The organism is Emticicia sp. MM (assembly GCF_001649495.1).
Genome location: NZ_LXHX01000119.1, coordinates 1 through 23,815, shown reverse-complemented (window position 1 = coordinate 23,815; position 23,815 = coordinate 1). Strand labels below are relative to the sequence as shown.

At 37.0% G+C, this 23,815-nt stretch carries 18 protein-coding genes; 7 read left to right on the top strand and 11 right to left on the bottom strand.

The window, feature by feature from the left end:
• Positions 1 to 36 precede the first annotated feature (36 nt).
• From A6M55_RS16290 to A6M55_RS16275, 4 genes are all read right to left on the bottom strand, one after another.
• Complete coding sequence (locus tag A6M55_RS16290) at positions 37 to 882, bottom strand: DUF4292 domain-containing protein (RefSeq protein WP_015028482.1); 846 nt, start codon at positions 880 to 882, stop codon at positions 37 to 39.
• A gap of 60 nt (positions 883 to 942) precedes the next feature.
• Positions 943 to 2,667, bottom strand: coding sequence for a tetratricopeptide repeat protein (locus A6M55_RS16285; protein WP_064198553.1), 1,725 nt, complete (start codon positions 2,665 to 2,667; stop codon positions 943 to 945).
• Between the two features lie 536 nt (positions 2,668 to 3,203).
• Entirely contained in the window at positions 3,204 to 4,544 is a 1,341-nt protein-coding gene (gene xylA, locus A6M55_RS16280) for a xylose isomerase (protein ID WP_015028484.1), read from the bottom strand.
• A gap of 169 nt (positions 4,545 to 4,713) precedes the next feature.
• The gene (locus tag A6M55_RS16275; protein WP_064198552.1) at positions 4,714 to 6,054 is read right to left on the bottom strand and encodes an Nramp family divalent metal transporter; all 1,341 of its coding nucleotides are present in this window, start codon (positions 6,052 to 6,054) and stop codon (positions 4,714 to 4,716) included.
• 177 nt (positions 6,055 to 6,231) lie between these two features.
• On the opposite strand from A6M55_RS16275, the gene A6M55_RS16270 reads away from it, so the two are divergent.
• The 7 genes from A6M55_RS16270 (at position 6,232) to A6M55_RS16240 (ending at position 15,415) form a co-directional block, all read left to right on the top strand.
• The gene (locus A6M55_RS16270; protein WP_041693959.1) at positions 6,232 to 6,900 is read left to right on the top strand and encodes a metal-dependent transcriptional regulator; all 669 of its coding nucleotides are present in this window, start codon (positions 6,232 to 6,234) and stop codon (positions 6,898 to 6,900) included.
• Positions 6,901 to 7,017: 117 nt separating this feature from the next.
• Positions 7,018 to 8,097 (top strand): LptF/LptG family permease, encoded by a 1,080-nt coding sequence (locus tag A6M55_RS16265; protein WP_015028487.1) that lies wholly within the window; start codon positions 7,018 to 7,020, stop codon positions 8,095 to 8,097.
• Between the two features lie 235 nt (positions 8,098 to 8,332).
• A complete protein-coding gene (locus tag A6M55_RS16260; RefSeq protein WP_015028488.1) occupies positions 8,333 to 9,529 on the top strand; it encodes an argininosuccinate synthase in 1,197 nt (398 codons plus the stop codon).
• Between the two features lie 253 nt (positions 9,530 to 9,782).
• Positions 9,783 to 11,978 (top strand): carbohydrate binding family 9 domain-containing protein, encoded by a 2,196-nt coding sequence (locus tag A6M55_RS16255; RefSeq protein ID WP_015028489.1) that lies wholly within the window; start codon positions 9,783 to 9,785, stop codon positions 11,976 to 11,978.
• 12 nt (positions 11,979 to 11,990) lie between these two features.
• Positions 11,991 to 12,872 carry a glycerophosphodiester phosphodiesterase family protein gene (locus A6M55_RS16250; RefSeq protein WP_064198551.1) on the top strand — a complete coding sequence of 294 codons (882 nt, stop codon included), beginning with the start codon at positions 11,991 to 11,993 and terminating at the stop codon, positions 12,870 to 12,872.
• A gap of 108 nt (positions 12,873 to 12,980) precedes the next feature.
• A complete protein-coding gene (locus A6M55_RS16245) occupies positions 12,981 to 14,507 on the top strand; it encodes a GH3 auxin-responsive promoter family protein (protein ID WP_064198550.1) in 1,527 nt (508 codons plus the stop codon).
• 50 nt (positions 14,508 to 14,557) lie between these two features.
• Positions 14,558 to 15,415, top strand: coding sequence for a fumarylacetoacetate hydrolase family protein (locus A6M55_RS16240; protein WP_064198549.1), 858 nt, complete (start codon positions 14,558 to 14,560; stop codon positions 15,413 to 15,415).
• 103 nt (positions 15,416 to 15,518) lie between these two features.
• Here A6M55_RS16240 and A6M55_RS16235 read toward each other — a convergent pair whose 3' ends face one another.
• The 7 genes from A6M55_RS16235 to A6M55_RS16205 all read right to left on the bottom strand — a co-directional run.
• Entirely contained in the window at positions 15,519 to 16,043 is a 525-nt protein-coding gene (locus A6M55_RS16235; protein ID WP_015028493.1) for a GNAT family N-acetyltransferase, read from the bottom strand.
• A gap of 16 nt (positions 16,044 to 16,059) precedes the next feature.
• Positions 16,060 to 17,238, bottom strand: coding sequence for a type IX secretion system outer membrane channel protein PorV (gene porV / locus A6M55_RS16230; protein WP_015028494.1), 1,179 nt, complete (start codon positions 17,236 to 17,238; stop codon positions 16,060 to 16,062).
• A gap of 101 nt (positions 17,239 to 17,339) precedes the next feature.
• The gene (porU, locus tag A6M55_RS16225) at positions 17,340 to 20,756 is read right to left on the bottom strand and encodes a type IX secretion system sortase PorU (protein WP_082893074.1); all 3,417 of its coding nucleotides are present in this window, start codon (positions 20,754 to 20,756) and stop codon (positions 17,340 to 17,342) included.
• Positions 20,757 to 20,885: 129 nt separating this feature from the next.
• Positions 20,886 to 21,569 (bottom strand): SprT-like domain-containing protein, encoded by a 684-nt coding sequence (locus A6M55_RS16220; protein ID WP_082893073.1) that lies wholly within the window; start codon positions 21,567 to 21,569, stop codon positions 20,886 to 20,888.
• Positions 21,570 to 21,577: 8 nt separating this feature from the next.
• Complete coding sequence (gene ruvX, locus A6M55_RS16215) at positions 21,578 to 21,985, bottom strand: Holliday junction resolvase RuvX (RefSeq protein WP_015028497.1); 408 nt, start codon at positions 21,983 to 21,985, stop codon at positions 21,578 to 21,580.
• A 73-nt stretch (positions 21,986 to 22,058) separates the two neighbouring features.
• The gene (mazG, locus tag A6M55_RS16210; RefSeq protein WP_229235557.1) at positions 22,059 to 22,835 is read right to left on the bottom strand and encodes a nucleoside triphosphate pyrophosphohydrolase; all 777 of its coding nucleotides are present in this window, start codon (positions 22,833 to 22,835) and stop codon (positions 22,059 to 22,061) included.
• A 177-nt stretch (positions 22,836 to 23,012) separates the two neighbouring features.
• Positions 23,013 to 23,815, bottom strand: an 803-nt coding sequence (locus tag A6M55_RS16205) for a thioredoxin family protein (RefSeq protein ID WP_229235556.1), incomplete at its 5' end; no start/stop codon positions are given.

Below are 23,815 nucleotides of genomic sequence, written 5' to 3'. Positions count from 1 at the left end.
GAGTAAGCAGGTTTCGCAGTATTCGTTTTCAACTTCCTACTTAGGCGTGTAAGATTTAGGAATACTGAATGAAAAACCCGGACTTTGGTCTAACACTTCAATTTTATTATGTTGCAAATTTACCGAAGTTTGTAGAACCTTTCCATCCTTTTTAGCATCAATCTTTGCTTTTACTTCTTGTGGTATCAATAAATCTGTAATAGGCAAGAAGTTAGTATAGTCTATTTCCATTTTGCTATCACCAGTTTCATCGCTTGCATTTACTTTTTGGAGTTTTAGATTTGCTTCAGAAACAAGATTGTCGATTAGTACAAACCCTTCTTTTTGCTTTATTAAAAAACCGTTTTCTTGCTTCAAAACTTCATCACTCTCACGCTTTCGAATCGGCATATTTCCAATTAAAATTGATTGAACAAGATCATAGTTCAGATTGAAGTTGAATTGCTTGCTTAAACTTGCGAAATCATATTTATAATAAGTCCGATGCAATCGGTCGAGGAAAATCACTGAATCCTTCGTAATAATTCCACGGCCACCTTCCAAACCTACCACAATAGAAAGCCAAATAATACTATCTTTTTTGATATGTATATTTACAGGAAAACTTTGTTCTTCTCCACCTCCTGAAAAATTTACTTTTGATTTGATATTCAAGTATTTAAAATCAATTTCAGCGGGCTTGACCTCAATTTTTTGTACAACTGGTATTTCTACTTTTGCAGGTTCTTCTACCGTTAAGACTGGTTTTTCAGCTTTCACTGTTTCAGACTGGAGCGTATCGGCGGCCAATGCAACCTCTTTTTTATGCATTCTATGACGCTTACAAGAAGAGGTCGAAAGAATGACAAAGAAACTAAGAATTATAAAGGTATATTTTAACATTTTATGGTTAGTTTATATTTCCACTTCAAACTCGTGGACAGCAGAAAATGGCTTATTTATTTATTCAACCAAAGTTCCTGATTGAATCTTCTTATCAATATTTGTACTATTTTCACCCATTTGACGAGCCTTTTTCCATTGTTCTAAGGCTTTTTCTTTCTCACCAAGTCGATAAAGGACATCACCATAATGCTCAACGATTGTACCACTCACACCTTTATCTTGTTTGATAGCTCGTTCTAAAAACTCACGTGCTTTTTGATACTCTTTCATCGTATAAAGTACCCAAGCATGTGTATCAAGATAAGTAGCATTATCACCAAATTTGTCAGTTAAACGAGAAGATAGTTGTATTGCACGGCTAAGTTTATCTTTACGAATTGATAAATAATAGCTGTAATTATTTAATACATATTCATAGTCAGGATCAACTTTTAATACAGCCTCGTAGGCATCATCTGATTTGGTATATTTTTTAAGTTCATTGTAAGTATCGCCTAAAAGAGCATTCACGTGCTTCGCTAACTCAAGATTATCTACCGCTAAGTTTTTAGCCTCTTCGAGTGAAGAGCTTGCTTTTTCATAATCTTTCTTTGCAAAATTGGCAAAACCATTATGATACCAAAAAAATGATTGATTCGGGAAATACTCAATCGCTTCTTCTGAATGTTTAGCTAAGCTATCAATCTGATTCAATTTAGCATCTAACTCAACGATTGCTAACCAAACCTCAAAAACTGATTTATCGTAAGTCGTAGATTTTACGTAATTATCACGAGCACTTGCCGTTTCGCCCTTTTTCATCAATAAATCACCTAAAATAACATACCCTTTGGCTTCTTTAGGCGATTGCTTAACTAACGCTTGTGTGAGTGTAAGAAGATTATCTAAAGTCTTATTACTACTGTCGTCTTTGAGCATGAGCATATAGCTATTCAAAATCTTAAACTTTACATCGACAGACAAGTTTTTATTAGCGAAAGCCTCTTGAAGTTCTTCATTACATTTTTCGAGTTCATTTTGTTTTCTATAAATTTCGGCCAAAAGTACGTGTGCTTCCGCAAAATCTGGGTTCTTTTTTAGCGAATTTCTGAGCATCGTAATTGCTTGCTCGTAGCGTTCGTTAGAAATCAATATTTGGGCTTGCTGAACTACATATTCTGGTTCGGAAGGTTCGGAAGCAATGAGGCGGTCGCCTTCTTCGATGGCTTTTTCGAGCTTATTTTGTTTGAGATAAATTAATTGTTTTTGGCGAGTAATTTCTTCGCTTACTCCAATTGTTCGCTCAATTTTATTGTAGATTTCGATAGCATCAGAAAATTTCTCTTGCAGAATATAGATATTAGATAAATCGAGGTAATTATCAACATCCTGTGGAAATCTACTTGCTAATTTTTCATACATTTCAGCTGCATCTTTATAACGTTTTTGCTTGGTGTAGATTTCGCCTAAAAACTTGCGATAAAACTTATTTTCATCATCAAGTTTAAGTGCTTTCTCACTGTAAACAGTTGCGGTGGCAATATCATTACTAGCCAAATACGCCTTAGCCAACATGTAGTTGATACCCGCACTAGTTGGTTCGCCTTCGGTGGCTTTCTTAAATAATGGAATGGCTTTGTCGTAGGATTCGGCAATGTAGTATTTCATGCCTTCTACGAAGTATGCTTCTGACTTTAACTCTTTCTCCGAAATACCCTTGCTCTCAGTTTTTTTGTTTTTCTGAGCTACCGAAAGTATCGGTAAGGCAACAAATACTAAATATATAATTGGTCTGAACTTCATTGTTAATCTTTGTAGTAGCTTTTCAACGCTAAAAAACACCAAATATTGCAAGTACTAGCGGGGCAAGTTCCTTGCCAAATTATAATCAAAGTTCTTAATTTTTCTTGATAAAATAGCAATTTACAAGGCTTTCTTTTAAGATTTTGAACAAATGAATCACTTGAAGAATCCTTATACTTAAATGGAGATGATTAGTGAGCCTATTTGGGAGTTTACGTATCTGGTAGGTAAAAAGTTATTCTTGATTGCCGATTCAAGTTTTTTTCATTTTCAGTAGAAAATTTGATAGCAACTAGCCTGCATCATTTTAGCTACTGTTTTATTTACTTACCGTTTAATTAATTATTCTGAAAATAGTGAAGCAGTTTTAGCTATTGGTTGGAATCGTTAGACCCAGTTTGTGTGAAAGAAAAATACCTAATTGAAAGATGGTTGGCGAGAGTTCTTACAAACCAATAAAAAGTGATTAATATTAAGTGCTGTATTCTGGGTTTTTGACTCAGAATACAGCACTCTCATTCGCTTATGCAACTCGATTAAATGTATTGATTAATAATCATTTCAAACAATTCTTGTTTGCCGCTAATTTGTTGAGGCTCACCATTGGCTAATGCAATACGGTGTAAATCAGCTAAACCTAATTTGCCTGATTCAAACGCAGCACCATCTCCACTATTGAATGATGCATAACGATTCGCACGGAGTTTCTTATAATCAGATTTGTCAAGGATATCAGTTGCAATCAACAATGCACGAGCAAAAGCATCCATACCTGCAATATGTGCAATGAAAATATCTTCTAAATCAGTTGAATTACGACGAGTCTTAGCATCGAAGTTGATACCTCCAGTAGAGAAACCACCCGCTTCAAGAATCACCAACATTGATTCTGTTAACTCATATAAATCAATTGGGAATTGGTCAGTATCCCAGCCATTTTGATAATCGCCACGGTTTGCATCAATACTTCCCAACATACCAGCATCTGCTGCCATTTGTAGTTCATGAGCAAAAGTATGGCCAGCCAAAGTAGCGTGGTTTACTTCTAAATTCAATTGGAAATCTTTATCTAAACCATACTGACGCAAGAAACCAATCACAGTTTGTGCATCATAATCATATTGGTGTTTCGATGGCTCACATGGTTTTGGCTCAATGTAGAATTTACCAGTAAATCCTTGTGAACGGGCATAATCACGTGAGATAGAAAGGAACTGGCCAAGGTGGTCAATTTCTTTCTTTGTATTTGTATTCAACAACGACATATAACCTTCACGTCCACCCCAGAATACATATCCTTCACCTCCTAAAGTAATTGTAGCATCAATAGCATTTTTTACTTGGAAACCAGCATGAGCAACAACCGCAAAATCAGGGTTTGTAGAAGCTCCATTCATGAAACGCTTATGAGAGAATAAGTTAGCCGTTCCCCAAAGTAATTTCACACCACTTTCTTGTTGTTTTTGTTTAGCTAAAGCCACAATCTCTTGCAGGTTTTTCTCGAATTCAGCTTGAGAATCTCCTTCTGGAGCAATATCAATATCGTGGAAGCAGTAGAAAGGCGTGCCTAATTTTGTCATAAACTCAAACGCAGCATCAAGTTTTTGTTTCGCTGCATCCATTGGGCTTGTAGCAACATCCCAAGGGAAGATTTTAGTTCCTGGACCAAATGGGTCACCACCATTACCACAGAATGTGTGCCAATAGGCAGTGGCGAAACGTAAGTGTTCAGCCATTGTCTTGCCAGCCACCACACGATTAGCATCGTAGTATTTGAATGCTAAGTAGTTGTTTGACTCTCTACCTTCGTATGCAATTGCATCTTTGATAAACGGAAAATACTCTTTTTGACCAAGAGTAACCTTAAGATTTGACATGTTAATGATATTTTGGTTTGAATTTGATTCGAAAAGTGATGCGAAGTAAATTATTAAGTGTCAATTTTACAATTAATTTTGAATAATTATTTTTAGTTGTGATATAATATAACGAAGACTTCGCTTAAAGCGAAGTCTTCGTTTTTATACACGGACTATTTAAGTGTTTTTAAAATATCGTATCAAACAGCAAATAACTATTCAAAGCAATAATAATAACTGTTACAGCCCAAGCAGTATATTTTACATAAGCGGGATTCACGAATTCTCCCATTTTGAGTTTATCAGAAGTAAACATTACTAATGGTACCACCGCAAAACTTAATTGCAGTGAGAGAATTACTTGACTCAAAACCAACAAATCGGACGTTCCTTGTTCTCCATACAAAATAGCTACAATCAGTGCTGGAACAATGGCTAAAAGTCGAGTAATGAGTCTTCTCAACCACGGTTTTAGCTGAATATTTAAAAAACCTTCCATCACGATTTGCCCAGCCAATGTACCTGTAAGTGTAGAATTTTGCCCAGCCGCTAAAAGAGCCACTGCAAAGAAAAGTCCTGCTAATTTCACACCTAAAATTGGGTCAAGTAAATGATACGCATCTGTAATATCAGCCACTTCCTTATTTCCTGTAAAATGAAAAGTTGCAGCCGCCATAATCAAAATAGCAGCATTGATAAAAAAGGCAATGAAAAGGGAGGCTGTTGAGTCGATTGTGGCGTATTTAATGGCACTACGCTTGGCAGCTTGTGTATCTTCGATTTTACGTGTTTGTACAATACTCGAATGTAAATACAAATTATGAGGCATAACTGTTGCTCCCAAGATTCCGATGGCGATATAGAGCATTTCAGGGTTTGAAACAATCTGCGTACTTGGTACTAAACCTTTCGATACTGCAACAATATCGGGTTGTGAAACAATAATTTCGTACCCAAAACAAAGTAGAATAAGTAAAATAAGCCCCCCGACAATCACTTCGATTAAACGAAAACCTTTGTTCTGAAGAAATAAGATAAAGATTACATCAATGGATGTAATCAAAATTCCGTAAGTAAGTGGAATATGAAAAAGTAAATTCAATGCTACGGCTGCTCCAATTACCTCAGCTAAATCGCAGGCTGCGATGGCAATTTCTGCCAATATCCACAACATAATCGAAACTGGCTTCGAGTAAGCATCACGGCAGGCCTGAGCTAAATCTCGCCCAGTTGCAATACCCAATTTGAGCGAAAGATGCTGCAAAAGCATCGCAAAAAGGTTCGAAATCAGAATAACCGACAAGAGCGTATATCCAAATTTCGCACCGCCAGCAATATCGGTTGCCCAGTTACCGGGGTCCATGTATCCTACTGCAACCATCAATCCCGGCCCTACAAAAGCAGCCATTCGTTTCCAAGAACTACCTGTTTTCGGAACGTTGATGGTGCCGTGTACTTCTGGTAAAGATTGTGTCGGGCCATTCGAACGCCAACCCTTTACCTGATTTATATCTAAATTTTTTTCCATTTGTTGTAATTCTCCATTTTCAATACAAACATAAAACAAAAAATTTGCTAATCAAAATAAATTTTTAGACTTATCTAAAATTTTGTTTGATTAGACTAAAAATGTAATTTTGTGGAAGCAGTTGGCTATTATGCCTATTTTTCATACTATCGTCTATCTACTGTGGACAATCAACTAATCACCTCTTTCACCGAAGAAAATTATCTTAAAATCATATATCTTCTTACCGAACGCCACAATGGCAACGAGGTAAGCACAAATCAACTAGCCGAACATACGCAAACCAAAGCCGCCTCGGTTTCGGATATGTTACGTAAATTGGCTGAAAAAAACTTTATCAATTACCGAAAATATCAAGGCGTTACACTCACCGAAGCAGGTGAGCAAATTGCTTTGGGTGTCATTAGGAAGCATAGACTTTGGGAAGTTTTTTTGGTAGAAAAACTTGGCTTTGGCTGGGATGAGATTCATGATATTGCTGAGCAACTCGAACATATCGACTCGAAAGAATTAACCAAACGCCTTGATGATTTCTTGGATAACCCTAAATTTGACCCTCATGGCGACCCAATTCCAGATGCAAAAGGTAAGATGCCATCGGTGAGTTATCAAAAACTATCAGAAATTCCGCTTAATCAATCAGTCATCATGATGGGGGTTTCAGTACATTCACCTGCTTTTCTCCAACATCTTGATAAACAACAAATTACACTTGGTTGTAACCTTAAAGTATTGGAAATAAGTGAATTTGATAAATCTTACAGCTTATTATTGAACGACCAACTAAAGCTCTTCGTTAGTCATGAAGTAGCCAGAAACTTATTGGTACAAACACAAGAAGCGTAATTTTCAGAAAACAACTTTGTTAATACTTCTTAATAAAACCAATGAGCATCTAAGATTACTTATCTTTGCACCAAATTTCCAAATCATAAACCTTTAGTTTCCCTCAAATGGGGCTTTATGAATATTCTCGATAAATATCTAATCAAGCGATTTCTGAAGACATACTTTTTTGCGGTATTGGTCATTGTGCTCATTATCATGGTGATTGATTTCGTGGAAAAAAACGATGATTTCATTCAGAAAAACGCACCAATGCGTGCCATTTTACTTTCTTACTACGCTAATCTTGCTCCATATTGGGCCAATTATATTAGTCCGTTGATGATTTTTATTTCTACGGTTTTTTTTACTGCCCAAATGGCAGCTCACACCGAAATTGTAGCTATTCTAAGTAGTGGAACCAGTTTCCCTCGCCTGATGCTACCTTATTTTATAGCCTCTTCAATGGTGGCGGTTTTATCTTTCGTGATGGTCGGCTGGATTCTCCCAAAAGCTAATAAAGTTCGCTTAGGTTTTGAAGCTGTTTATGTCAATGATAAATTTTATTTCTCCGACCGAGATTTTCATACTGCAGTAGCTCCCAATACCTACGCGTATATGTCGAGCTATAACAACGAAACAAAAATGGGCTATGATTTTACGCTCGAAAAGATTGTTGATAATAAACTCATTGAGAAGCTATCGGCCAAAAGAATCGAATGGAATGATAGTACAAAACGTTGGAAAATTACAGATTATAAGATTCGAACCTTGGGTATTATGAAAGATAAAATCATCTATAATGTGGCTTCTAAAGATACTTTGATTAATCTTTCTCCGAGTGATTTTGAAAGTGACCGTAATATTTATGAAACCTTTACGATACCCGAATTAAGGAAGCGAATCGAATTAATTCGCAGTCGTGGAGCTGAAGGTATTGAGTCTTTTCAGATTGAACTTTACCAAAGAATTGTTACGCCTTTTGCCGTAATCATTTTATCGTTGATGGGCCTAATTGTATCGGCTCGGAAAGCACGTGGAGGCGTTGGTTTTCAGATTGCTATTGGCTTCGTTTTGGCCTTTGTGTATATCTTATTCTTCATTATGTCGAAAGGTATTGCCGAATCGGGTAGTATGCCTCCGATGCTGGCAGTTTGGCTACCTAACATTGTTTTTTCGTGCATCGGCACAATCATGTATTTCACTGTACCAAGGTAATTATTATTTTCTCTAATAATACATCCCCCTACCCCCTTCAAAGGGGGATTTTTGTTCTCGGGAAAATATTCCCCCTTTCAGGGGGGGCAGGGGGATGTTAATTATATCTCGAGATTATACGAAAAATGCAATAATTTTAAATAAAATTCGATATTTCACATTAATAAGTCCTATTTTTGTGGGAAATTTTGTTGAACTCTAAAAAATACGCTCATTTTGGGGCGGGTTTTGGCTTATGAAAGTTGTTTTGGCTTACAGCGGAGGCTTAGATACTTCGTTTTGTGTAAAATATTTGACCGAAGAGTTGGGTCATGAAGTTCATTCTGTATTAGTTGATACGGGCGGTTTTTCGGAAGCAGAAATGAAGGACATCGAAACCAAAGCTTATGAGTTGGGCGTAAAACACCACTACACAGCTCGCATGGTTGATGAGTATTATCAGAAATGTATTCGTTTTTTGGTTTATGGAAATATCCTGAAAAACAATACGTATCCACTTTCGGTAAGTGCTGAGCGTATGTTTCAAGCAGTAGCAGTAGCCGAATATGCTAAGCAAATTGGTGCTGAGGCGGTTGCTCACGGAAGTACAGGTGCAGGCAATGACCAAGTGCGTTTTGATATGGTTTTCAGAATTGTATTACCCAATGCACAAATTATCACACCAATCAGAGATTTAAGATTATCTCGCGAAGCTGAAATTGAGTTTTTAATTTCGAAAGGTGTTGTTCGTGAATGGCATAAAGCAGCTTATTCAATCAATAAAGGTTTGTGGGGAACTTCAGTAGGTGGCCGTGAGACTCTAAATTCTCATGATTTCCTTCCAGAAAGTGCCTTCCCGACTCAAGTAACCAAAACGGGTACTGAGGAAGTAGTTCTTCAATTTGTTAATGGTGAATTGAAAGGCGTTGCTGGAGAAAGTTTCGAAAACCCAGTTTCTGCCATTCGTCGTTTGACTGAAATTGCAGCTCCTTATGGAATTGGTCGTGATATTCACGTAGGCGATACCATTATTGGTATCAAAGGCCGCGTGGGTTTCGAGGCTGCTGCTCCATTGATAATTATCAAAGCTCACCATTTATTAGAGAAACACGTGTTATCTAAATGGCAACAATACTGGAAGCAAAATTTGGCCGAATGGTACGGAATGATGCTCCACGAAGGCCAATTCTTAGAGCCTTTGATGCGTGATATTGAAAAATTCTTGGAAAGCATGCAGTCGCACGTAACAGGTGAAGTACGTGTACACTTAGCTCCTTATAACTTCCAATTATTGGGTATTAAATCTAACTACGATTTGATGTCACCGGTATTTGGTAGCTACGGCGAAATGAACAATGCTTGGAGTGGCGATGATGTAAGAGGTTTCTCTAAAATCATGTCAAATCAAGTAATGATTCACCAAAAAATCGCAGAATTAGCAGAGAAGAAATAAAAAATATCAGATTTTTTCGGCGTCGGCAAGGTTTAGAACCCAAAGGGAGCTACTTGCCGACGTTTTATTTTGTCCTAATCAACAAAAGATTTGGGTAAGATAAAAATCAACGCTGGTTTGCCTCAAAAGAATTCTAACTTGTTCGTACTCAAAGTTTTGTCGCTTTTTTTTGTCATTTGGACTTATTTACAAGGGAATCGTGTAGAAAAAACATAATTTTGTTATAAACAAAACTACAATCTAATCATATAAAATGTACAAGTACCTACTAGCTCCTTTTTTCCTACTAACCCTCCTAAACACTTTTGCTCAGAAAAAAAATGAAAAGATGGAGTATCACATCCATCGAGCAACTTCAGCCGTAAAAGTTGATGGAATTGTTGATGAAAAAGCCTGGGCAGATGCTCAATTGGCCACCAACTTCTACCAAGTTTTACCAATGGATACTTCCTACGCCAAAGTACGTACGGATGTAAAAATGACCTACGACGATAAAAATCTATACGTGGTTTTTATCAATTATGATAAACTACCTGGTCCGTATATGGTAGAATCGTTGAAACGCGATTTTGCTTTCGGAAAAAACGATAACGACTTACTATTTATTGATACATTCGATGACCAAACTAATGGCTTTTCGTTTGGGGCGAATGCCATGGGAGCTCAGTGGGACGGGCTCATGTATAATGGTAGCAGCATTAGTCTTACTTGGGAAAATAAGTGGACTTCAGAAGTAAAATACGATGATGAAAAATGGGTTTGGGAATGTGCCATTCCCTTTAAAACACTTCGATATAAAAAAGGAATTAAGCGTTGGGGGGTAAATTTTAGCCGTTTAGACCTAAAAACTACCGAAAAGTCTTCTTGGGCACCTGTACCACGCCAATTTCCGACGGCATCATTGGCATACGCAGCCTCATTGATTTGGGATGAAGAACCACCAACGGCTTCTTCAAATATTTCATTAATTCCTTATATTTTAGGTGGTGTAAGTAAAAATCACGAGAAAAAACTTCCTGCCGATTACCGTGGAGATGTTGGTTTTGATGCCAAAGTGGGTCTTACTTCTTCACTAAATCTCGATTTAACCGTTAATCCCGACTTCTCACAAGTAGAAGTTGACCAACAGCAAACTAATCTTGACCGATTTGAACTCCTTTTTCCCGAAAGACGGCAGTTTTTCTTAGAGAATGGTGATTTGTTCTCAAATTTTGGTTATCAAACCATTCGTCCATTTTTTTCTCGCCGCATTGGCTTAAATACGCCAATCAAGTTTGGGGCGAGAGTCAGTGGAAAACTTAATAAAGATTGGAGAATTGGCCTCATGGATATGCAAACTGGTAAAAATGATATTGTTCCAGCAGCTCAGAATTTTGGCGTTATTGCACTCCAACGCCGTGTTTTTGCCCGTTCAAATGTGGCGGTTATGTTTGTCAATAAACAAACTATCGGGTACGAATCATTAAATGACACAAAAAATGTTAGTGAGTTTAATAGAAACTTAGGCATTGAGTACAATATTCTTTCAAAAAATAACGCTTGGACTGGTAAACTGCTCTACTTAAAGTCGTTTACACCGACCTCTAAGCCTAATGATGGCGTTTTAGCAGGAAATATTCTTTATACAAATAAACGCTGGACAGCGGGCGTACAACTCGAACAAGTAGGCACTAACTACACCGCTGAAGTAGGCTACGTACCACGCTTAGATTACGGAAAACTAAACCCGCAAGTGGGATATTTGTTTTTCCCAAAACCATCAAGCAAAGTATTAAGCCATGGTCCTCTGACAATGTTTACGCATTATTTTAATAGAGATTTTTCGAAGGAAGTTGAAAACGAAAAATTCTTATCTTACCGTATAAATTTCCGAAAAACAAGCACATTAATGGCTTGGGTAGCTCATAACTACGTATATTTATTAAACCAATTTGACCCTACCAATTATGCGGGCGTTTTCTTACCAAAAGGCAGTGAACATAAATGGAACTCATTTGGTGTAGATTATACTTCAAAACCCCAAGCTTTATTCACTTATTTGGTTTCGAGTAGATACGGTGGCTATTACGCCAATGGTACTCGCCTACGCTTGAATGGCGAAGTAGGTTATCGTTTCCAACCTTATGTAGCTCTCACGGTGGCTGCAAATTATAATCGTCTAGATTTCAAAGACGATAAAATATTACCTAAAGAATTAATAAATACACAATATAATTTTTGGTTGATAGGCCCTAAAATTGATGTAACTTTCACGAATAAATTATTCTTTACAAACTTTTTACAGTATAATAACCAAACTAAAAACATGAACCTAAATACGCGTTTGCAGTGGAGATATAGCCCCGCTTCCGACCTATTTTTGGTTTATACCGATAATTATTATTCTGATACTTTTCAAGTACGTAACCGTGCTTTAGTATTGAAGTTTACTTATTGGTGGAATGTTTAGTAAAAGAAACTCATGAAAACTATACTTTTTATTATTTTCCCAATATTAACCTTTGCCCAAAGCATGAATTTTGAAATTCAAGGCCACCGTGGTTCTCGAGGACTAATGCCAGAAAATACAATTCCGGCATTCAAGAAAGCCATTGATTTGGGAGTACATACATTAGAGTTAGATGTGGTTATCTCGAAAGATAAAAAAGTGGTAGTTTCTCATGACCCTTTCTTTAATCCAAATTGTACAACCGACCCTTCTGGAAATTTTATTACGAAAGAAACTCAGGGTAATTTATATCAGCTTACTTACGAAGAAATCGAAAAATATGATGTAGGTCTTCGTGGTAATAAAGATTATCCTGAGCAATTTAAAATGGCGGTGTATAAACCCCTACTCGAAGATATGATTCATGAAAGTGAAAAATACGCACGAGAAAAAGGGGTAAAACCTTTGAAATATAACATAGAAATAAAAAGTGAGGAGAAAGAATACGGCATTTCTCAGCCATCAGTTGAAGAATTTTCCGACTTGGTTTATAAAGTAATCATCAAGCAAATTCCACCCGAGAGAGTTACTTTACAAAGTTTTGATTTCAATGTATTGAAATTTTGGCACAAACAAATTGAGGAAAAAAAATATAAAGCCATCGCCCTTTCCGCATTAATCGAACCTTTTGATAACAACGATATTCAATTTAATCTGAATAAATTAGGTTTTAAACCCGAAATTTGGAGCCCCTATTTTGCACAAGCAACTGAAAAAAGAGTAAAAGAACTCCACGAATTAGGCATAAAAGTAATTCCTTGGACGGTAAACCGCCGTGAAGACATGGAAAAGGTAAAAGCTGTTGGCTGCGACGGCCTCATTACAGATTATCCCGACCGCACCAAAGGTTTGTGAGATTCAGAAAAAAAGCCTAATTTTCCCGAATAATTTTGGAGTCACAAACTTCTGAGCTACAAACCCTAACTTGTGGCGTTAAAGAGTTTGGTGCTTTCAAACCACCAAATGAGCATGCTTAACGACATACTTAGTTTTTTTCTTAAACGTCGCATTACACGAATTGAGGAGTTTTTGCGTAATCCAATAGACACGCAAAACCGTGTTTTTCACGACCTCATCGAAAACGCCCGATACACTGAATGGGGTATAAAATACGACTATAGTAGCATTGATTCGATTAAAAAGTTTCAAGAGCGAGTACCTATTTCCACCTACGAAGAACTTTATCCTTACATTGAAAGAGTTTTGAAAGGAGAGCAAAATGTTCTTTGGGCTTCAGAAATAAAGTGGTTTTCGAAATCTTCTGGTACAACTAATTCTCGTAGTAAATTTATTCCTGTTTCGGAAGAATCGCTCGAAGATTGCCACTATCGTGGAGGGAAAGACATGATGACCCTCTATCTAAATAACCGCCCAGAAGCCAAGCTCTACGAAGGTAAAGGGCTCTCGATTGGTGGTACACTTCACCCAAATCCGTTTAATGCCAATACACAAGCTGGAGATATTTCTGCGGTAATTACTAAAAATCTTCCTGCTTGGGCAGATTTCATTCGAACCCCTCCAAGCGAGGTGGCTTTACTCGATAATTGGGAGCAAAAAATGGAGCAAATGATTCAGATTTGTACCCAAGAAAATGTAACAAGTATTTTGGGCGTTCCAACCTGGACAGTAGTTTTGTTAGAAAATATTCTCGAACGAACTGGCAAGAAAAACATGCTTGAAGTTTGGCCTAATTTCGAAGTTTTTGTACACGGAGCGGTAGCTTTCCAGCCTTATAGAGACCTATTCCGTACGAAGCTATTCCCTTCTGAACAAGTAACTTATCTTGAAACCTACAATGCTTCGGAAGGATTTTTTGCCATACAAGATGAACTCAGTAGAGTTGGCGAGATGTTGCTAATGCTCGATTATGGCGTTTTTTATGAGTTTATTCCAATGGAAGAATGGGAAAATGAGCACCCTAAAACCTTAACTCTCGAAGAAGTTGAGCTCGATAAAAATTATGCTTTGGTGATTTCAACCAATGCTGGTTTATGGCGATATAAAATTGGCGATACAGTTAAATTTACTTCGATTAGCCCTTACAGAATCAAAGTTAGTGGGCGAACCAAACACTTTATCAATGCTTTCGGTGAAGAAGTAGTGATTGAAAATGCTGATATAGCCATCACCGAAGCTTGTGCAATTGCCAATGCCGCCATTGCTGATTATACAGCGGGGCCTGTTTATATGGGCGATGGTAGTAAAGGTTGCCACGAATGGATTATTGAATGTTCGAAAAAGCCCGATAATGAGGCTCTTTTCATTGAAACACTCGATAGTTCATTAAGAAAAGTAAACTCCGATTATGACGCCAAACGCTACAAAGATATGGCCTTACTACAGCCAAAAGTACATTTTGTAGAAAACGGCACTTTCTATCAATGGATGTCGAAACGAGGTAAACTTGGGGGACAAAATAAGGTACCTCGCCTGAGTAATTCCCGTGAATACCTTGACGATATTTTACTGATGATTAGAGAGTTAGCTTAAGAAAATTAGTATAAATCAATATAAAAATCCCCTTTTAGGGGTTTGGGCTTATGAAACTATTCCGCTTTGGCGACCAAACCAACGAAAAACCTGGCGTAATTCTCGCCAATGATAAAAAAATTGATGTTTCGACTTTTGGCGAAGACTACAATGAGCAATTTTTTGCAACAGATGGCATCACCCGACTTGAAAACTGGCTAAGGACTAATGCGGCTAATTGCCCAACAGTAGCTGATGATGTAAGATTAGCTTCATGTGTGGCTCGTCCATCAAAAATTATTTGTATTGGCTTAAATTATGCCAAACATGCTGCAGAATCCAATATGGCTCTTCCTACCGAACCAGTGGTATTTTTCAAAGCTACTACTGCTCTTTGTGGGCCAAATGACGATGTAGTGATTCCGAAAAACTCAGTTAAAACTGACTGGGAAGTTGAGTTAGCTTTTGTTATTGGCAAAAAAGCAAGTTATGTAGAAAAAGAAGATGCCATGAGCTACATTGCTGGTTATTGCTTGCACAATGATTATAGCGAACGTGAGTTTCAGTTGGAGCGTGGCGGACAATGGGTAAAAGGTAAAAGCTGTGATACATTCGCTCCACTAGGGCCGTTTATGGCTACTGCCGATGAAATTTCGAATCCGCATGATTTGCGTTTGTGGTTATCGCTCAATGGCGAAATGCTTCAAGATTCGAATACAGACGATATGATTTTTGATATTCCTACCATTCTAAGTTATTTAAGCCAATTCATGACACTCCTTCCAGGTGATGTTATCTCGACTGGTACTCCTGCGGGTGTTGGCTTAGGTCTTAAGCCACAACGCTATTTGGTTGCGGGCGATGTAGTAGAATTGGGTATTGATAACCTTGGCACACAAAAACAAACAGCAGTAGCTTATCACGCATAAACTACTTTTGTCTAATGAATTAACGACAGCAATTAAAATAATTCAGACCTTGTTCAAACAAAAAAGCTCAATGAAAGTCATTGAGCTTTTTTGTTTAAGATATTTATTTTTTCATCTGAAGCTTCATCATAATATCTGTTTGTTCGTCATCGCCTAATCTAAAAATATGCTTATCGAACTCAACAAATCCATTCTTTTTGTAAAAACTGATAGCTCTCAGATTTTCTTCCCATACTCCTAACCATACGTAGTCTACATTTATTTCTTGAGCTACCTCTATGGCTTTCTGATAAAGTAATTGCCCTACATTTTTACCGTGATACGCTTTTAATACATAGATTCTTTCAATTTCGAGCGATTTTGTATTTTTCAGCTCTGTTTGAGACTCGCCAGTATTAATTTTCAGATAACCAATAATATCCTCTTCATACTTTGCAAAATAAAATATTGAATTCGGATTTTTTAACTCGGTCAATAACTTTTGGTTAGCAAAACTTTCTTCTAAATATGCTTTCATATTTTCTTCAGAATTCATTGAAGCGAATGTCTCTGAGAAAGTTTCTATCCCAATTTTTTTTAATGGCTCGACGTCGTCGCTTGTTGCCTTTATGACCTTAATTTTATCCATTCAAATATCTAATGCATCAGTTATTTTCTGTTGGTACTTCGGTTGGGATACTCGATGGCTTACCGTTCATATCAAAAATCAAAGTAATTCTCCAAGTATTTGCAAGTGGACTTCCTTGTGAAGTAGGCACTAAATACGCCAAATCAAGTTGATAATTGCTTATTTTTAAACCTAAACCAGTAGTTACGTATTTACTCCCCCCTTTCATACTGCTCTCCATAAAATACCCCCCACGAAGTGCAAAGAAATTATTATACCAATATTCTACACCCGTAGAAAGCGTAACTTCACGAAGCTCTTCTTTTAAACCATCTGGGGCATCAGAAAATGAGCCAAAAATTCCAGCAATTGCACTGGTAGTTTCAGGGTCACGGCCTTTCACAATATTTCCGTTGTTATCACGCAATGGTGGAGTAGGAATCAATAATTTATTGGCATCAAGCAAGAAGTTAAATCTATTATGAGCATCTAGTTTAAAGCCAACGGCACCACCAACTTTCAAATTAGTAGGAATATAGAAAGCACTTCTTCCGTAATTAATTTTACCACCAATGTTTGAAATAACGGCTCCTGCAGAATAGGTCATTCCACGGTCTTTATCTTTTGCACTTGGGCGGTCGGTAGTGTAGAAGAACGAAACGTCGCCAGCTACCGTACTTGCAGGCTTACTTGCTACACCATTGACAACTTGGCTACCAATAAGATTTGAGTGAATAAACTTACCATTGATACCCATTGAAAAATCTCTACCGATTTTACGAGTATAACCAGCCGTAAAATTCAAATCTCTCGATTGGAAAGTTCCATTTGGTTGTCCAGTAGCAGTTGTAAATTGTATCTCACCTTGATTAAAGTAAGTCATTGATGCTCCAAACGCCGAATTTTTATCGAGTTTTTTGAATAAGCCAACATTGAGTAGCCCCATATCATCAACTAAATCACGTAACCAAGGTGTATATGATACAGTTGAACCAATATTTTTATCTATAAAGGCTAATTTGGCGGTATTCCAATAAATTGAATTAGCGTCTGGTGTAGATGCTACCCCAGCATCACCCAAAGCGGCTCCTCTTGAATCTGGTGAGATTGTAAGAAAAGGTACTGACGGCGAAAGGGTTCTACTAACTTGTGCTTGAGTAGTGAAAGCATTGATAAAAGCTACACTTGCCAAAGCTGCTACAATTTTACGTTTCATGTGAGATTTTTTAATATCCTACCCTTAGAAAGGGTGTTTATCGTTTCAGAATATATTTTTGTCTTTAGTTTTACAAGTTCAAATATAACTTATTTTCTTGATTACTTCCAAAAAAGCATTTTGCCAGCAAACGACGAAGTTTTATTTTCAGAAGAAGAACTAACAGAAATGCGATATATGTATGTGCCTGCTTTCCACTTTTTAGGTTCAACTTCCATGCCAACATTCAGGGTTTTATCGCATACATAGCAATTCTCAGAGTGCTCAAATATCTGCTTCCCACTGGCATCAAAAATACTCAATTTAATAGTTAAATCTTGGTTTTCGGCGTTGTGTTCAATATAAAAACTTGTAGTGTTTTCAACTGGATTTGGATAATTGTAGGCTCTCAAAATTTTTAAATCAACGCGTTCAACTACAAATTCTAACGCTCTTTCAGCTGAATTATTATAGGTATCCCAAACTTTTAATCTAATGGTATGACGACCGGCAGGTAGTTCTCCTAAATTATATTTCAAGACTCCTTTTGTCAACTCATTTTCATTCACAAAATACTGATTTACAACAACTTGCAGCGTATCATTTAAAACTAAAAGCATTTCGTGCCCTACACCAGCTTGCGAAATATTTATTCCATTTTCATCACTTATCTCAGCACTAAGCACATTATTTTTATCAACGCTTAACTTAATTTCTGGTGGTTTTGTATCATTCAAGATATTAGTTTCGCTACCACCTACCATCAATTCATTAAAACTACCTGTGGCATCCGTTAAACTATCTGACGAAATCGCATAAAAACTTACTTTTCCTAGTCCAAGTTGATAATTAATATCCTTAGGAACAATAAAGCTTAGCTTAAAGCCTCCATTCTTCACCTCTACGATACCTTCAAAGAGCTGGTTACGATATGCCTTATACTTAAACTTTTCGGTTTTTTGCCCAAGTGTACTAATTTCCGAAGGTTTATCAAAAACAGAGACGAGAACTTTGCCATTAAAGTTATTTTTGAGCTTTCCTGTTGATGCCTGTATTTCTCCTTCAAGCGAAACTCGACTCAAAGCTTTTAGTGTTTGCTTTTCGGGCGAAAGACCGTTTACTTTGGTCAAAACAACTTTATCTGTGGGATAAGCCAATTGCATGGAAGGGTCGCCCAATAATGAGAAATTTCGATTAAAAACACCGCTTAAAGAATTATTTTTAGTAACTCGAAAAATATCACCTAATCTAAAAACTGACCCTGCTTTTACTTTCAAAAATGCTTGATAAAATGCACTATTAAGCAAAAAATTAGTATTTGAATAAACTGGTCGAGTGGTTGTGAGCAAACCAATCGCCGCACCCTTGGGACTAAGCATGGCCATTTCGGCTCCAGAAACATTCCCAGGGTCATCGAATCGGCCAAACGAGCAAGTAGCAGTCAAGAAAACTGGCATATTGCTCAAATTTCGCCAAGTCAGAATTTGTTCTCTAGTTAGCACTTTTTCTTCTGTCCAACCATCTACGCCGCCGTGCCCGCTGTAATTAATAATCAAAGAACCTTCATTCACAATCCTATTAATAGCTCGATTAGTTGCGGGCGAAATTGCTCCATTAGCCGTTGCAATTTGTGGGAAAGCATCTAAATAGATTTTATTAATTTGCCAATCTTGGTTGTTTTTAACCGCCATTTCGGCAATATCATCGGCATCTTGTTGATGAATATTAAAATCTCCATCATCGGCCACAAAGCTAATTTTTCTTCGCCAACTACCCATTGTTTTTTGGGTTTGAGCATAATAAATCAGTTTATCAACAACATTTTTTGCTTCCTCATAATTTTTAACTGGCAGACGTCCTACGCTAATATCAAGTGAGTGATTTCCTGCATTATTTTCTAGCCATTCACCTTCATTTTCTTCGAAAAACCCAAAATAATCATCCGAAGCATAACTATTGACAGGATTCAATGACTCTCGACTTTCATAGGTAGGAATTTGCAACTTAGTATCTATGCCAGCATATTGAATCAGATTTTTATAATCAAAACTTGCATCAGCAAAAAGTAATAAATACTTCAATTTTTGAGGGTTTTTCTGCCATAAAAACCTTCCAAAATCACGAATAGCCGTGGGGTCTGGACTTCCATTACCAAATTCATTATAAATCTGTTCGATATCTATTACTATAGCATCCAATGCGTCATTCTTTTTTCTAAAATCAGCTAATCTTTGTGCCTGTTCGTGCCAAAAACTCACACTAACTATCAATAAATCAGGCACTTGTACTTGTTGAAGATTTTGATTCTGAATTTTATGAATAGCGTTGGGTTCGAGTAAATTAGCTTCAGAAAACAAGACAAAGGTTTTTAATTGATTTTGGGTTTCGGTGTTAAAAACAGCTTCTGAATTATTTATCTGAAAAGGTATATTTTCAACAGTAAGTGCATTCGAAACATCCCATATTTTTTGATTATTCGATGCTTGACTTAGGGCAAAAGTGCTTATTTTATTTTTTAAACTTTCTATCGACCTAACTATTGTTTGCTGAGCATAAAATTGAAGTTTTCGCTTCATTTGTACCTCAAAATAATTCAAATATGCAACTGATGAACTTTGATTGTTTTTATTAAAACTAAAAATCAACTTTTGGGTATTTTTTCCATTGGCAAGTGCTGTAAATGATTGAATGCTTTCATTGCCTTTGATATCATAAGTACCTGTTCCGATGGCTCGTAGGGGTTGTTCACCAACGAGCGAATCGGCATTGAGTTTTAGGCTCACTTTTGTACTGACAAATGAAGCTCCGAGAATAGCTGAATTTATTTTGATAGATGAACCTGCTACAACACCTTCAGATTTTACATCAAAACTCATATCAGGACTTACGCCAAATGATTCGCCGTACCACTCTCGCCCCGAACCACCTAAATCTCTTCCACCCGAGCTAATAATATTTTTTTGGTCGAGTTCATGGAAAGAAAAATCATCAAATGTTCGAATGAAATTTCCAACATTTGTTGGTAGTGTCTGATTCTTCACACGAAGGCCTTTAGAATCTGAAAGATTTAAAAATACAAATGTGGTATCGGAATATGGATTGTTTTGATGCGAAAAATTTTGATTTTCGGCATTATAAATAATCTTATGCGGACTTTCAGCAAAGAATAAGATATAATCAGCGGGGTCAAACTTACCATCGTTTTCTCCAATAACTTCAATGGCATTTTCGGTTAAATCTGCTAAACGCTTTGCATTATTGGCTTGTGGTAAAACTCCCGCCCCATTCCCAAAAATTCTAATATTTTGAGGATTAATTTTCCCAATATCAATACCTGCTGATTGCAAAAAAGCTGCATCAATTTTGTGTACGCCCGTGCGTGTAGTAGCAATTTTAAACCATTGCCCAGTTGCTAAAACCGACTGAGCTACTGAAGATTGTGTAATGAAAAAGGTAGCAAATAAGCACAAAAATATCTTCCCATTTGTGCTAATAAATCGAAAAATACTGTGAACCCTATTCGCTTTATTCAAAAACATATTGTTTAATAAAGTTAGTCTTATGGTTTTTACCTTTCTACAAAAACGCTTTATCTCAAGAAAATGATGAGTATTTAGACATCTTTTTGATAAAAAATATATAAAACTAAAGCTGTTTAGAAGCTAAACTTAAATTGGATTGACACGTGCTGAACCTAAAATAGTATATCGGCGTTTAGATTTTTTTTCTACACAAAGAATTCGTGTACGTCGTTTTTCTATTTTCTGAAAAACATTACCTCTAAACTCAAACCATTGATTATCGGGCAGTTCGGTTAATATAATCCCCGTTGCTTGCTCCTTATCGAAACTCCTCAAAGCCTCTGATAATGGGGCGTAACTAACCGATGAAGCCGCAGGGTTTTGCATGTAATTTCTGAGCGGAACCAGCAGGTTTTCGGGAAAAACAAATTCGTTTAAAATTGGAGCCATCAGCTGCTGAAAATGTTGTTTCCATTCTTTTCCATGCGGTGCGATTCTTCGACGACCTTTATGGAGCCAAGTTCGTTGATGTGCAATTTCATGAATATAAGTTACCAAAAAAGCATACGGATTGAGGTCATTATTAATGGTAATTTTATGGTGTCCTTCACGAAAAATATAATTACCAAAACACGTGCTTCTCGTACGAGAAATTTTGAAATGAAAAGGTTGTTCTCGCCACAAATCCCAACAATACGTAATGGCAGGTTGAGGCAAGTGTTTTGTCAGAATCTCACGCATTTTTTGCTGACTTACTTCATCAATCAGTATTTTAGGCGGAGTGTCGGGCTCCAAGACTTTCTGGATGGTATTTTTTATTGTTCTTAGCATTATTTGCACTACACTCCCATAAAACTTTGTAGAATAATCACAGCACTAATTTTATCAATATTACCTTTTACTTGGCGGTCTTTTTTCTTCATTCCCCCCGCTATCATGGTTTGCATAGCCATTTTTGAGGTAAAACGCTCATCGTGTAAATGAATAGGTATTTCGGGGAAAATATTTTTCAATTCAAGCACAAAACGCTCTACGTAGGCAGTACCATCAGTACTCGAACCATCAAGATTTTTAGGCATTCCTACCACAAAAGCCTCAACTGCTTCATTTTGAGTATATTTTTTTAAATAATCCAATAGCGAATCTGTCGGCACGGTTTCAAGGGCCGAAGCAATGATTTTGGAAGGGTCTGTCACGGCCAAACCCGTACGTTTTGCACCATAATCAATGGCGAGAATTCTTGGCATAATAGTTAAGACAAGTTTGTAACTTATCAGTTAATAGCTATTTGACAGGTTACAAACCTGTCCTACTTAAATTTTACAACTTCTTTGCCTCTTCCCAAAATACATCCATTTCGGCTAGAGTCATATCTTTTAGGTTTTTGTTAGCTTCTTTGGCTTTTGTTTCTAAATATTGAAAACGCTTAATGAACTTCTTATTGGTACGTTCGAGGGCCGTTTCTGGGTTAATATTAATAAATCGGGCATAATTTACCAACGAGAAAAGCAAATCACCAAATTCACCTTCCGCTTTATCTTTATCAATGGCTTGGTCGGTTTCAACATCAAACATTTCTTTAAACTCGCCCATTTCTTCTTCAACTTTTGCCCAAACCTGACTTTTCTCCTCCCAATCAAAACCCACGCCTCGAGCCTTTTCTTGAATTCTCAAGGATTTTACTAATGCTGGTAAAGAAGTTGGCACTCCACCTAACACCGATTTATTGCCTTCTTTTAGTTTTAGTTGTTCCCAATTTCGTTTTACTTCTTCCTCGGTTTCGGCTTTTACATCACCGTAAATGTGTGGGTGACGCGAAACCAATTTATCACAAACCGAATGTAGCACATCAGCCACATCAAAATCTCCGGTTTCAGAGGCAATTTTCGAATAAAAAACCAAATGAAGCATAATATCGCCCAATTCTTTCTTTATTTCTGGTAAATTCTTCTCCAAAATAGCATCTGAAAGTTCATAGGTTTCTTCGATTGTCAGGTGGCGAAGGCTATCCATTGTTTGCTTTTTATCCCACGGACATTGCTCACGAAGTTCGTCCATGATTGTCAGTAATCTATCAAATGCTAAAAGTTTCTCCATTCTTTGTGGAGGAAATATTGGGGGAAGCTTGTTACTCATGAGTGATGTATGTAATTACTTAGATAAAACCTTTGTCTAACGAATACAAAGTTCGTCAATAATAAAGAAAAAGCCACCTGTTTTTGCAGATGGCACGATATTTTTATTTTTTGTAGGACAGATTTGTAATCTGTCTTTTCAACTTTTCCACTTAATTGCACAGCCTACTGCTTTTGTGCTAGTAGTAACTACTGGTTTTCCAACCATGAGGTTATTCACGGCATCTTCTACGTAGCGTTTGGTTACTCCCGAAGGGTCTTGGGCGTTGTCATCAATGGCACCAATATAGCTTACAATATTTTTCCCGCCTTCTTTTTTCAAAACATAAACTTGTGGTGTACGCATCGCTCCAAATGCTTTTGAAACAACCTGTGTATCATCAGATAAATACGGAAACGGATAAGCTTTTTCTTTGACACGAGCTTGCATATTAGCAAACGAATCTTCTTCGTAAGCATCTGGGTCATTAGGGTTAATCATAATCACGGGATATCCTTGTGCAGCATACTTCCTATCAAGTGCAATGACACGGTCTTCGTAGGATTTGGAAAACGGACAGTGATTTGATGAGAAAACAATAATAAAACCCTTAGCTGAAGAAAAATCAGATAACGCAAGCATTTTCCCATCAACATTTTTGAGTTTAAAATCAGCTACAACATCGCCCAATAAATAGGCCGTAGGGGCAGCAGATGTAGCAACTTTGGGCAAATCGTTGTTTGGACTAGCTTGGGCTGTTTGAAATGCCACGAAAACATAACTTAACAACACTGCTCCGATGATTAAAAACTGCTTTCTCATTGTATTTGATATTAGGTGTACTTGGTTGTGCCTCTTAATAGTTGACGGATTGATAATTAAACCTAAAAAACTATGCCAGCTATTCATCGGCGAATACGATTGTGGTTGAAAACGCTCTAATAACAAAAGTATTTTAAAAA